Raw genomic sequence first — 11,833 nt, forward strand, 5'->3', positions numbered from 1 at the left:
GTCCATGGATGCCGGCCAGCGCCGGGCCATGGCGGACAGGGCCATTCATCACGCCCGGACCAACTTCAACAAGGCCCGCATGTGCGCGGAGACCCTGGCGGTATACCGGGAACTGATGAAAGAGAAAAGCTGATCCATGGCCCGTTCCCAGACGAATTACGCATGCCAGGCCTGCGGGGCCTCGTTTCCCAAATGGGCGGGGAGGTGCGAGGCGTGCGGTGCATGGAACACGCTGGTGGAGGAGGTGGCGGCCGAGGCCATTCCGAAGGGCCTGGGCAAGACGGCAGGAAAATCGTCCGGAAAGCGGCTGGAGTTCGTGGCGCTGACCGGCACGTCGGAGCCGCAGCCGCGCCGCAAGACCGGCATTGGCGAGTTCGACCGGGTGTGTGGCGGCGGCCTTGTGCCCGGCTCGGCCCTTCTGGTGGGCGGTGACCCGGGTATCGGCAAGTCCACCATCCTGCTGCAGGTCGTGTGCGCCCTGGCTCGCCAGGCGCCGGTGGTCTATGTGTCGGGTGAGGAGTCCGCGGACCAGGTGCGCCTGCGGGCCCGGCGGCTGGGGCTGGCCGATGCGCCGGTCCAGCTGGCCTCGGCCACCAGCGTGCGGGACATCGTGGCCTCGCTGGACGGGGCGGAAAGCCCGGCGGTGGTGATCATCGACTCGATCCAGACCATGTATGTGGATACCCTGGACAGCGCGCCGGGCACGGTGGCCCAGGTGCGCACCTGTGCGCAGGAGCTGATCCGTGTAGCCAAGCGCCGGGACATTACGCTGATCCTGGTGGGTCATGTGACGAAAGAGGGTACGATCGCCGGCCCCCGGGTGCTGGAGCACATGGTGGACACGGTGCTGTATTTCGAGGGGGAGCGGGGACACCAGTTCCGCATCATGCGGGCAGTGAAAAACCGGTTCGGTCCCACGGACGAGATCGGAGTGTTCGAGATGACCGAGGGCGGCCTGGTCGAGGTGCCCAACCCGTCCGAGCTGTTCCTGGCCGAGCGCAGCCGGGATACCTCGGGCACCGTGGTGTTCGCGGGTATGGAGGGGACCCGGCCCGTGCTGGTGGAGGTCCAGGCCCTGGTGGCGCCATCGCCGTTGGGCACGCCGCGTCGCGCTGTTGTGGGCTGGGACAGCGCCCGCCTGGCCATGGTGCTGGCAGTGCTGGAGGCCCGGTGCGGCGTGGCCGTAGGGCCCAACGACGTGTACCTGAACGTGGCCGGCGGGCTGAAGGTCAACGAGCCCGCGGCGGATCTGGCTGTGGCCGTGGCCCTGATGTCGTCCCTGACGGGCGAGCCTGCCCCGGCGGATGCCGTGGTGTTCGGCGAGATCGGCCTGTCCGGCGAGATCCGTCCGGTCAGCCAGACGGATATGCGCCTGAAGGAAGCGGCCAAGCTGGGCTTTGCCAGCGCCCTGATGCCCGTGCGCCGCAGCCGTCGGGACGGGGGGAGGGTCCCTGCCGCCCCCCTGCGCACGGTGGAACTGCGCACCCTGCGCGATCTGTTGCCGCTGTTCAAAGGACGGTAGAAGGCAGAGTCTGCGGTGGCCTGTTCCCGGAACATGACTGCACCGACTGCACCGTAACTGCACTGTAATCCCACCATAACTGCACTGTAACTGCACATTAACTGCACCCTTCCGGCAGCAGTGCAGTGGTTAACGTTGCGAGTCCATAAACATTCCTTATCATTTCCATCCCATTGTCATCCCGACCGAAGTCCCGCAAGGGACGGAGTGGAGGGATCTCCGGAAGATTCGCCCACTCCGCTACGCCTCGGTCGGAATGACAGGGAAAGGATTGGGAAAACCCCGGAACCGTACGCACGCTTGCCACCATAAAAAAGACCAAAGTCCTCTTAAAGGAAAATGATAAGGGACCTGCACCGCAGAAAAACCCGTCGCATTCTCCTTGACACAGGTTACGCTGGCACTGGATAATCGGGCCTGGAAGGTTGCTGCTGGGTGCGACAGGCTGCATTATCCCCGGGGCCGATAAGAAACTCCCGGGAGCTGTCCCTGCCTGGACCCTGGTCCAGGTATATGGCGCCCACCTGCTTTTGCAGGCCACGGAGGAAATCAACGCCACCGGCCCGTGCGGCACCTTCCGCTTTGGTCCTGATCTGATCAGGCTTCTTGTATAATTTTCCCTGTCATCCTGAGCGAAGCATCCTGAAAGGATGCGCGGTCGAAGGATCTCTTTTTATGAAGGAGATCCCTCCGCTTCGCTGCGCTCCGGTCGGGATGACAAAAAAGGGATCTGGAAGAAATCAGCGGCCCTGCGTGGACGTGCCGGTGATCAGGTCGATTTCCACCGGTGTGCGCTGGCCGTTGATCAGGACAGTGGCGTACACTTTCTCGCCGGCGCGGCGCAGGTCGGCGATGCCCTCATACCCGTTCAGGGCCATGATATTCAGAGCCTTTGTGAAAGCCACCTCATCGGTCATGCCGGCGGGGGCCTGCTGTTCTGCCGGAGGGTAGACCGGCGTTTCTGTTGCCAGGGCCGGAGCGGAAAGCGCCGAAAGAGAGGCTGCAGCCAGAATCAGGGTTTTGGGAAAGCCGGCCATGGGGATCTCCTTGAGGAAGTTCAGGATCAGGCAGGATAGAAAGCCTGTATGGCAAAGAAAAGGCGCATCCCGGAAGATGCGCCCCTGATGGTCGTGAAGACCGGAAGGTCAGGCCGCGGCCCTGGCCTCGGTCCTTTTGGTGATCATGCGCTTGAGGCGGCGGGCCTCGTCGCTCAGGTGGCAGTCCCGGGCGGACAGCAGGAAGGCGTCAATTCCGCCATTGTGCTCGACCGAGCGCAGGCCGCTGGCGGACAGGCGCAGGCGCACCGGACGACCCAGGGATTCGCTCATCAGCGACACTTCGCGCAGGTTGGGGATGAAGCGGCGGCGGGTCTTGTTGTTGGCGTGGCTGACGTTGTTGCCAAACTGTACACCCTTGCCTGTAACGGCGCAGCGGCGGGCCATGGTATGCTCCCGATCAAATAGTGCTTTTGCGTCAAAACGCGAAGTGGCTATATAGGTGGTCAGGCACAGAAAAGTCAACACCCTGATACAGGGACTATTCCGCCCATGACCGACCACAGCCTCCTTCCGCCGGTTCTGGGCGTGGACCGCTCCCTTCTGGGGCAGCGCTGGCACCAACCCCCGGTGGACGACCGGGCTGTTGCGGCCATGGCCCGGACCCGCAGCCTGCCCGAGATTGTCGCCCGCATCCTTGTCCGGCGTGGCGTTGCCCTGGAGGAGGCGGACAGTTTCCTGAACCCCTCGCTGCGGGCCTGTCTGCCCGATCCCTCCCACCTGAAAGACATGGACGCGGCTGTGGCCCGCCTGGTCCGGGCTGTGGAGGGGAACGAGAGTGTCGCGGTTTTTGCCGACTATGATGTGGACGGGGCCACATCGGCCGCCCTGCTGGCCCGCTGGTTCCGGGCCGTGGGTCGCCCCTTGCGGATCTATGTTCCCGACCGCCTGAAGGAGGGGTATGGTCCCAATCCCCGGGCCATGGAGACCCTGCGGACCGAGGGGCACAGCCTGTGTGTGACCGTGGATTGCGGAACCACGGCCTTTGAGGCGCTGGACGCGGCGGCGAGGGTCGGGCTCGATGTGATCGTGCTGGACCATCACCTGGCCGGGGAGGGGCTGCCCCCCGCTGTGGCCGTCGTCAATCCCAACCGGCTGGACGAGACAACGCCGCTGCGCCAGATCGCCGCGGTCACGGTGACATTTCTCATGCTGGTGGCCCTGAACCGGGCGCTGCGGCAGAAAGGCTTTTTTGCAGGCAGGGCCGAGCCGGACCTGCTGTCCCTGCTGGATCTGGTGGCCATTGGTACGGTGTGTGACGTGATGCCCCTGACCGGGCTGAACCGGGCCCTGGTGGCGCAGGGGCTCAAGGTCCTGGCGCGGCGGGGTAACGCAGGCCTGGCGGCGCTGGCCGACCTGGGGCGGCTGGACCAGGCACCGGAGGCCTGGCATGCGGGCTTTGTCTTTGGCCCCCGAATCAATGCCGGGGGCAGGGTGGGGGGCTGTGACACCGGTGCGCGGCTTCTGGCCACGGACGACCCTGTGCTGGCTGGCTCTCTGGCGCGGGAGCTGGAGGACAGCAATGCCCTGCGCAAGGAAATCGAGCACCAGGTATACGCCGAGGCCCTGCCGCAGGCGCAGGCCTTGGTGGACCGCGGAGACCTGCATCTCGTGGTGTCGGGGCAGGGCTGGCACCCGGGCGTGATCGGGATTGTGGCCGGACGCCTGAAAGAGCGTTTCCGGCGCCCTGCAAGCGTTATTGCTGTCAACGATCAGGGAGTTGGCAAGGCTTCGGCCCGGTCTGTGCGGGGGATTGACCTGGGGGCTGCCATCCTGACCGCGCGGCGGCAGGGGCTTTTGCTGGCTGGCGGCGGGCACGCCATGGCAGCAGGATTTACGGTGGAGGCAGACAGGATCGGGGCCCTGTCGGCCTTTCTGTCCGCGGAAATTGCCACGCGATCGTCCGGCGTTGTATCTGCCGCCGTGGCCGAGGTAGATGGAATTGTTTCTCCCGCAGGAGCAAACGCGGACATGGTCAACGCCCTGGCTGGCCTCGGGCCTTTTGGCGCCGGCCACCCCGAGCCGCGCCTGGCTGTGCCGGACATGCGCGTGGTGCGCAGCGATATGGTGGGTGCGGGGCATGTGCGCTGTATGCTGGCCGGACCCGACGGAAGTCGCCTGAAAGGGATAGCCTTCCGTTGTGCCGATACCCCGCTGGGAGAAGCCTTGCTGAACGGCCGGGGCAGGGTGATGCACCTTCTGGGACAGCTGAAAATGGACCGCTTCCGCGGCGCTGATGAGGTCCAGATGGTGGTGGAGGACGGAGCTTTTGCTGCCTGAGAACTGGCGTCCCCAACGGGATTCGAACCCGTGTTACCAACGTGAAAGGCTGGTGTCCTAGGCCTCTAGACGATGGGGACAGCGGACGCACAGTTAGACGGGTTGCCAGGGAAAATCAAGGGCCTTTGCCGGTTTTTCTGCAAAGGATTATCAGGCAATAATATCCGGCAGCAGCATGGCTTCCACGCGGGCGATGCGGTCTTTCAGGTCCAGCTTGCGCTTTTTCAGGCGCTGGAGCTGGAGCTGGTCGACCACGGCCTGCGTGGACAAGTGCGCGATGGCGTCGTCCAGGTCGCGGTGTTCGACCTTGAGGCGTTCCAGCTTGTGTCTCAGCGCTTCCTGTGAGTCCATGGCCCGGGAACCGGTTGTTGAAGCAAGGGGGCATAATACCAGAACGGGAGGTGTTTTGCACCTCCCGTTCCGGCGTATGGCGTCTGTCTTTATATCTGTTACGGCTTTGTGGCCTGGTTGCTGCAGCCTGCCACAGTCGTGATCCTGGAGAACCGGAACCTATTGAGGCATACTTCTTTGGCAGTTGCGTCGGGATGGAATTCTTCGATGAGTCCCCGTAATCCTGTTTCCGTGTCTTCCAGCAGTTGAGCTTTCCGGGCCTCTGTAACCGGGTCATCAGTTCCTGCAGCGCAGACAACATCGTTCAGGGCGGTTATATGCCCATTGACAGTCTGCAGGAAATTATCGCCTTTATCACCGCAAAGAATCCTTGCTTTTATTTTCGGACCACTGTTCTTTGGTATTTGTCCAGCGAGCGTCTTCAGTGCGCCATTGGCTGCGTTTTCGTAGGCACTGGTTGCATTGCTCACCAGACCCCGTCCGGTTGCGGGCCAGCCGTTGCTCCATGTGAAGTTTTCAGGAGTCAGGGGGGCCTGCCCCTGTGCTTTCTGCTGTGCGCTGGCCTCGCTGATAATGCGGGCAGCGCTGGCCAGATCCGCCAGGGTGTCTGCGGCAGTGGTGCTTGTTTTAGGCGCCATGACTGTGTTCAGTCCGGCCTGGACGCTTTCGATGATGCGGTCCCTGCTGGATCTGGCTTTGGTCACCGGAGCCTTTACAGCGGCAGGTGGCTGTTTCGCCGGGGTTTTGACATCAGGATGGGGAGTGTTGGTTTTGCTGGCAGGTGCGTCGGGTGTGGGGATGAGGTCTGCCTCTGTTTGTGCTCCTGTCCCCTGGTCAGGGTCGGGGCCTGATTTCCAGAGATACAGACCAGTGAGAAGGAGGGCAGTCACAAAAACCAGTTTTCCCCAATTTCTGGTAAAAACCCCGGGTTGTTTTGACGGTGCGGGAGGCTGTGGCCGGACTGCGGCGGGGAGATTGGCAGGCGGCTGTGCAGCAGGCGGAACGACCGGAGGCTGTGGGGGTACAGCGGCCTGGGGTGTGAGAGGTGCGGCGGCGGCGGCAACTGCCGGAGCAGCAACGGGGGGCGCCGCGACGGGCACGGGGGCCTGTGCAATGGCAGGTGCGGCAGCTTTTGGTGCGGATTTTTTCCGATCCAGAAGCCCTGCGACAGGGCTTACGAACCATTTCGCAAATCTTCTGAAGCGGCTTTCAGGGCGCCGGGGCAATCCACTGGTATAGAGGTTCGCAGGTTCGTCAATGGACAGATCAGCGGGCCTCTGGATGTTGGGGGCTGTGATTTCGTCGTCGACTGCAACCACGACCGAAGCGTTGGGATCTGTGGCCTGGCTACCGGTAAGTGTGATCTCGTCCAGCCCAGTAGCAGCGGCATCATTTTTCGGAGCATCTGCAGTCATGGAAAGCCTCTTTCTTTCATCCCGTTGTTCCGGCCGTTGTTCCGGTCAGGCATTATAATCTGCAAAATTTGCAAATAATTCACCAATTTGTCATATCAGTCTTTTTTGGCCGGTGTTCCTGTGATTCTGCGCTGTTTCCTTTTCCTGCTGTCATGCCTGTTGTCCTGTCATGCCGTTTCTGCGCAGGCGCAGGGGTTCACGCCCTATCCGGCCAGTCCGGGGGACCAGCTTCTGGTGGTCAGTGTTGCTGACCAGGCCATCCGCCTGTACCGCCAGGGGTTCCTGATAAAGGCCTGGCCTGTATCCACATCCCGCTTTGGCACGGGCAGCGCGGAAGGAAGCCTGCAGACTCCCCTGGGGGTTCATGTGGTCCGGAAGAAAATCGGAAAGGGCGTCCCCCCCGGCACCTGGTTTGTGGCGCGCGGGAATACCGGGCGTCTGGCTCCCATAATCACAGATGACCGGCCGGCGGACCGGGACTATGTCACCAGCCGCATCCTGTGGCTGAAAGGGCTGGAGCCCGGAAAGAACCAGGGCCCCGGCGTGGATTCGTGGGACCGGCTGATCTATATCCACGGCACGGCCGAGGAGGGCCGGATCGGCCGTCCTGCCTCCCGCGGATGTATCCGCATGCGCAATGCGGATGTGATTGAACTGTTTGACCTGGTGGAGGAGGGGACGGTTGTCGATATTCGGGAGTAGGGCGTTTCCCTGTAAATTTTCATTGTCATTCTGGGCGTAGCGAAGAATCTTTCTTTGCTGCAGAAGGTAAAGATCCTTCAGTTGCTCCACTCCTTCAGGATGACAATCCCGCTTTCTGTTACCCCTTCACCCGCGTCTCCACCACCCATTCGGTAAAGGGAAGGCTGGAGGTGAAGGCAGGGGAGTTGGCATTCAGGATGTGGATGCTTCTGTCATCGCCCTCGATGGTGAAATCCTGGACCAGTTGCCGTGTCCGGGTGTTCAGCAGCTGGGCCCGGATGCCGGGCCGGCCCCACTGGCTGAATTTTGAGGCGTCCAGATTCCGGGCCATGGCAAAGGCGTGTCTGATCAGGGTTTTTTTGCGGTACTTGCGCATTTCCTCCAGCGCAAAGGTGCGGAAATTGAAGGAATTGCGCAGGAACAGTTCAGCCTGCCAGCGCAGGATGGTGGCCATTTCAGTCAGGCTGAAGCCGCCGAAGCCATGATAGTTTTCCCGCCAGAAGGCCGGCATGGCTGTGGGGCCGATGCGGATGCTGCCGTCTGCGCCGATGGCGAACTGGACGCCCAGAAAGGGTTTACGCATATCGGGCACCATGTACAGCAAGGTGCGCAGGGGCCTGTCCGTGCCGGTATAGTTCAGGTACACGCCCTTGAACGGCAGGATGGTGTAATCCAGCCCGAAGCCGAAATCATGGGCAATATTGCTGGCGTACAGGCCGGCGCAGTTGATGACCATACCGGCCTCGAAAACAGTATTGCCCGCCAGGATACGGTTGCCGGAGAGGCGCCTGCGGTAAGGCATGCCGGTCAGGATCCGGATGCCGCTGTCCTGCAGCCGGCCACGCAGGTGCAGGCAGATCTCCAGCGGGTCCACAGTCGATGTGGTGGGGGAGAGCAGGGCGTACCGGTGGGTACGGACGTTGGGCTCGATCTCCGTGGCGGCCTGTTCGTCAATGATTTTTACCGGAACGCCGTTGACGTCACCGCGCCGTTTCAGTTCGTGCAGGCCGGTGATCTCGCTCTCGTTCCTGGCCACGACCAGCTTCTGGCAGCGGTTGAGCTTCAGCCCGTGTTCGTCACAATACGCGTGCCAGATGCGGTTGCCGTCCCGGCAGAACCGGGCCTTGAGGGAGTCAGCGGAATAGTAGAAACCTGCATGCAGGACGCCACTGTTGCGCCCGCTGGCGTGGCGGCCCACGTCCGGTTCCTTTTCCAAGATGGTGATCGAGGCGTCCGGATACCGGACCTTCAGCGTTTGGGCCATGCCCATGCCGATAATGCCGCCACCGATGATGAGAAAGTCAGGATTTTTCATCCGTTTCTCCCTGTCTTTCCACCCGCAGCCGGGCCCAGTATTCCAGACGTTTGCGGATCTCACGCTCAAAACCCCGCTCGACCGGCTGGTAGAACTTCTGCCGCTCCATGCCTTCCGGAAAGCAGTCCTGGCCGGAAAATGCATCCGGCGCGTCGTGGTCGTACTGGTATCCCTTGCTGTAGCCCAGGTTTTTCATCAGCTTTGTCGGTGCGTTCAGGATATGCATGGGCGGCATGAGGGATCCCGTCTCCCGCGCGGCCCGGGTGACAGCTGTATACGCATTGTATGCGGCGTTCGATTTGGGGGCTGTGCCCAGATAGATGACGCACTGGGCCAGCGCCAGTTCTCCCTCTGGCGTTCCCAGGCGCTCGTACGCTTGCCATGCGGCAATGGCCTGGAGCAGGGCATCCGGATCGGCCAGGCCAACATCCTCGACTGCGAAACGGGTCAGCCGCCGGGCGATGAAATTGGGATCCTCGCCCCCCGCCAGCATGCGGGCCAGCCAGTACAGGGCCGCGTCGGTGTCCGAGGAGCGCAGGGATTTGTGCAGGGCGGAAATGAGGTTGTAGTGCCCCTCCTGCGCTTTGTCATAGAGGGGCGCGCGTCGCTGGACCGCCGCGGCCAGGGCGGCTGTATCGAAGGGGGCAGTGTCAGCGGGCAGCAGGAACAGCTCCTCCGCCATGTTGAGGATATAGCGCCCGTCACCGTCGGCCATGGCTTTCAGGGCGTCCCGGGCTTCGGGCGTCAGGGGCAGTGAGCGACCTGTTTCCGCCTCGGCCCGCTGCAACAGGGTATCCAGGGCTGTGTCCTCCAGCCGCTTCAGGACAAGGACCTGGCAGCGGGACAGCAGCGCGCCGTTCAGCTCGAACGAGGGATTTTCCGTGGTCGCGCCCACCAGGACCACCGTTCCGTCCTCCACATACGGCAGAAAGCTGTCCTGCTGGGCACGGTTGAAGCGGTGGATCTCGTCCACAAACAGCAGGGTACCCTGACCCGCCTCCCGGCGCTGTCTCGCCCGGTCGAACACCTTGCGCAGGTCTGCCACGCCGGAAAACACAGCGGACAGGGGCTCGAAATGCAGGCTGGTGTGCTGCGCCAGCAGGCGGGCGATGGTGGTTTTACCGCAGCCCGGCGGACCCCACAGGATCAGGGACGACAGCCGTTTCGCCGCGATCATGCGCCCCAGCGGGCTGTCGGGCCCCAGGACATGATCCTGCCCCACCACGTCCGCCAGCTTCTGCGGGCGTAGCCGGTCCGCCAGCGGGCGGGACGGGGCAGGGACATTGTCGAAAAGGCTGGCGTTCATGATCCGGGTTCGTTTACATCCTGTTAAGTGTCAATGCCTTATGGTCTGTCAGGAACTGACAGGAGGATACCCGTGACAGAGGATTCCGGTACAGAAAAAAGATCAGACCCTGAGGCCGACAGGGAGTGGCTGACAGACCAGCTTGAAACCCTGTGGCGGGATGTTATGCGGTTGGGGAAAGCTGGGAATCTGCCGCCGGAGACAGTCTTGGATACGTTGGGATCTTTTGCAAGAACCTGGAAAATGCTTCAGGGACATGTCTTGAAGTATGGCCTGAAGCCCGTTGCGCTGGAGGATGTGGATGTCCCACGCGAAAGCCTCCGTGCGGGACTGTCCGCCATTCTGGAGCTGGAACAGACTTCTGCCCTGCAGGCCCTGCAGGGGGTGTCCGTGCTGGAAGGGCAAGACTTCCTGGAAGCTGCAGGCAGGGCTGGAATGGCGGTCAAGGCCCATATTCTGCAGCAGGTTCGGGGTATTTCAAAGGTCTTTTCTCTCGAAATTACAGGCAATGCCGTGAAGGCAGAGCAGACAGCCCGGCTTTTGTCCGGGATTTACGAAAAGGCTGCAGGAATGAAAATGTCTTCTGCCATTGCAGCAGAGAAGGCAGGCTCTGGCAAGTTGCGGGATCTGTGTTTTGCTGATGCCCTTTCATTCCTGAGGGATGCCGGCGCCCTGCGGAAAAGCCTGGGTGAAACGGCACTGACCCTGCAGGCTATGGCGGGAAAAGACATGAATGGCCTGCGACAGGTGGTTTCGGCAGTCAGGAATTCACCAGGTGCACACAGCGCACAGCGTTTCCTGGCTGAGTATGAGATCCGCCATGGTACCTTTGATGTTGTTGACGTGGCGGGGCCTGTCGTTGAGGCGCCGCCGGGAGCTATTGTGTTTCATCTCCGGGCGTGATGATCCATGACCTCTGATACCGGTATTGTGAAAAATTCAGGCGTAGAACAGGCCAGAGCCTTTCTGGACAAAAACCTGGAAAGCCTGTGGCGTAATTTCCAGGAGGCTGCCGTGGAAGGAGCTGTGGATATGGCCCTGCAAAAACTTGAAAAGCTTGCCAGGGCCTGGACAGAGCTTCAGGATCTGGTCAAAAAACACAGCCTGCCGCCGGCCATGCTGGAAGACAAGGGCATTTCAGGCACAGAAATCCGCGGGTGGTTTTGCAGCATTCTGAAACAGGAAATAACCTGTTCTGTTGATGATCTGCGGAAAATTCTCTCCATGGAGGGAGCAATGTTTCTGACCTGTGCAGAAATGGTGGAAGACCCTGTGGAGAGGGCCAATTCCCTCCGTCAGAGAGTCTGCAAAATCCGTTCTGATCTGGATCTGGAGTCTGTAACGGCAGCGGATACAGGATATGCAAGAGGGGTCCTCTCTGTCCTGCGGGATGACATTTATGAAAAGGCTGCCAGGATATCCCTGTCTCTGGCGAGCGAAATCAGTGCAGAAAAAGGAACTGGTAACGGCAGGTTCCTGTGGCTGTTCGGCTGTGGTCTGGACTGGCTGGAAAAGGTCAATGCAGGCCGTAAAAACAGGGACCAGACAGTTCTGGGGCTGGAAGATATTTTCGGAAACCCGGAAGACCTGCGCCAGTTCTCTGAACGCATCGGAAGGGATCCCTGGGCGCAGGAGCAGCTGGACGAATTCCGGGCCAGTCTCAGGAAAACTGAAGAAGAGCCGGCTTCTGATGCCGCTGTTCTTGTCCCTGCAGCCTGAATTATCCCCGCACCACGGTTGTCAGAACATGATTGCCCCGGCGGATACTGAAGGTCCAGCGTTTCTGCGGGGCTTTCATCAGGTCGGTCAGGCCGGCCACGGTGTCGGCTTTCTGTCCATTGACAGCTTCCAGGATATCGCCCGGCTGCAGGCCCAGATGGTGCGCGG

General features: G+C 61.6%; 11 protein-coding genes, 1 tRNA gene and 1 other RNA gene. 6 read left to right on the plus strand and 7 right to left on the minus strand.

The window, feature by feature from the left end; genetic code table 11:
• The first annotated feature begins 136 nt into the window (after nucleotides 1–136).
• Together radA and ssrS are read left to right on the plus strand one after the other, a co-directional pair.
• On the plus strand, nucleotides 137–1,522 hold the full coding sequence (gene radA / locus M3O22_05625; GenBank protein MDP9196233.1) for a DNA repair protein RadA: 1,386 nt from the start codon (nucleotides 137–139) through the stop codon (nucleotides 1,520–1,522).
• Nucleotides 1,523–1,944: 422 nt separating this feature from the next.
• Nucleotides 1,945–2,100, plus strand: a non-coding RNA gene (gene ssrS, locus M3O22_05630) — 6S RNA.
• Nucleotides 2,101–2,262: 162 nt separating this feature from the next.
• Here ssrS and M3O22_05635 read toward each other — a convergent pair.
• Nucleotides 2,263–2,559, minus strand: coding sequence for a hypothetical protein (locus M3O22_05635; protein ID MDP9196234.1), 297 nt, complete (start codon nucleotides 2,557–2,559; stop codon nucleotides 2,263–2,265).
• A gap of 108 nt (nucleotides 2,560–2,667) precedes the next feature.
• The gene (gene rpmB, locus M3O22_05640) at nucleotides 2,668–2,964 is read right to left on the minus strand and encodes a 50S ribosomal protein L28 (protein MDP9196235.1); all 297 of its coding nucleotides are present in this window, start codon (nucleotides 2,962–2,964) and stop codon (nucleotides 2,668–2,670) included.
• Between the two features lie 105 nt (nucleotides 2,965–3,069).
• On the opposite strand from rpmB, the gene recJ reads away from it, so the two are divergent.
• A complete protein-coding gene (gene recJ, locus M3O22_05645; protein MDP9196236.1) occupies nucleotides 3,070–4,857 on the plus strand; it encodes a single-stranded-DNA-specific exonuclease RecJ in 1,788 nt (595 codons plus the stop codon).
• Between the two features lie 4 nt (nucleotides 4,858–4,861).
• Here the strand turns inward: recJ and M3O22_05650 are convergent.
• From M3O22_05650 to M3O22_05660, 3 genes are all read right to left on the minus strand, one after another.
• Nucleotides 4,862–4,937: transfer RNA gene (locus M3O22_05650), tRNA-Glu, on the minus strand.
• Nucleotides 4,938–5,007: 70 nt separating this feature from the next.
• Entirely contained in the window at nucleotides 5,008–5,208 is a 201-nt protein-coding gene (locus M3O22_05655) for a DUF465 domain-containing protein (protein ID MDP9196237.1), read from the minus strand.
• Between the two features lie 98 nt (nucleotides 5,209–5,306).
• Complete coding sequence (locus tag M3O22_05660; GenBank protein MDP9196238.1) at nucleotides 5,307–6,623, minus strand: hypothetical protein; 1,317 nt, start codon at nucleotides 6,621–6,623, stop codon at nucleotides 5,307–5,309.
• Between the two features lie 159 nt (nucleotides 6,624–6,782).
• Between M3O22_05660 and M3O22_05665 the strand changes: the two genes are divergently transcribed.
• Nucleotides 6,783–7,325, plus strand: a complete 543-nt coding sequence (locus tag M3O22_05665; GenBank protein ID MDP9196239.1) for a L,D-transpeptidase — start codon at nucleotides 6,783–6,785, stop codon at nucleotides 7,323–7,325.
• Between the two features lie 118 nt (nucleotides 7,326–7,443).
• Here the strand turns inward: M3O22_05665 and lhgO are convergent, their stop codons facing one another.
• Nucleotides 7,444–8,640, minus strand: coding sequence for an L-2-hydroxyglutarate oxidase (gene lhgO / locus M3O22_05670; GenBank protein ID MDP9196240.1), 1,197 nt, complete (start codon nucleotides 8,638–8,640; stop codon nucleotides 7,444–7,446).
• Nucleotides 8,627–9,946, minus strand: a complete 1,320-nt coding sequence (locus tag M3O22_05675) for a replication-associated recombination protein A (GenBank protein ID MDP9196241.1) — start codon at nucleotides 9,944–9,946, stop codon at nucleotides 8,627–8,629. Before M3O22_05675 ends, lhgO begins: the two co-directional genes overlap by 14 nt.
• A 72-nt stretch (nucleotides 9,947–10,018) precedes the next feature.
• Here M3O22_05675 and M3O22_05680 point away from each other — a divergent pair, with 72 nt between their 5' ends.
• Both M3O22_05680 and M3O22_05685 read left to right on the plus strand, forming a co-directional pair.
• A complete protein-coding gene (locus tag M3O22_05680; protein ID MDP9196242.1) occupies nucleotides 10,019–10,849 on the plus strand; it encodes a hypothetical protein in 831 nt (276 codons plus the stop codon).
• Between the two features lie 6 nt (nucleotides 10,850–10,855).
• The gene (locus M3O22_05685) at nucleotides 10,856–11,665 is read left to right on the plus strand and encodes a hypothetical protein (protein ID MDP9196243.1); all 810 of its coding nucleotides are present in this window, start codon (nucleotides 10,856–10,858) and stop codon (nucleotides 11,663–11,665) included.
• The last annotated feature ends 168 nt before the right edge of the window (nucleotides 11,666–11,833 follow it).

The sequence above is a fragment of the Pseudomonadota bacterium genome, from assembly GCA_030775045.1.
Taxonomy (GTDB): domain Bacteria; phylum Pseudomonadota; class Alphaproteobacteria; order JALYJY01; family JALYJY01; genus JALYJY01.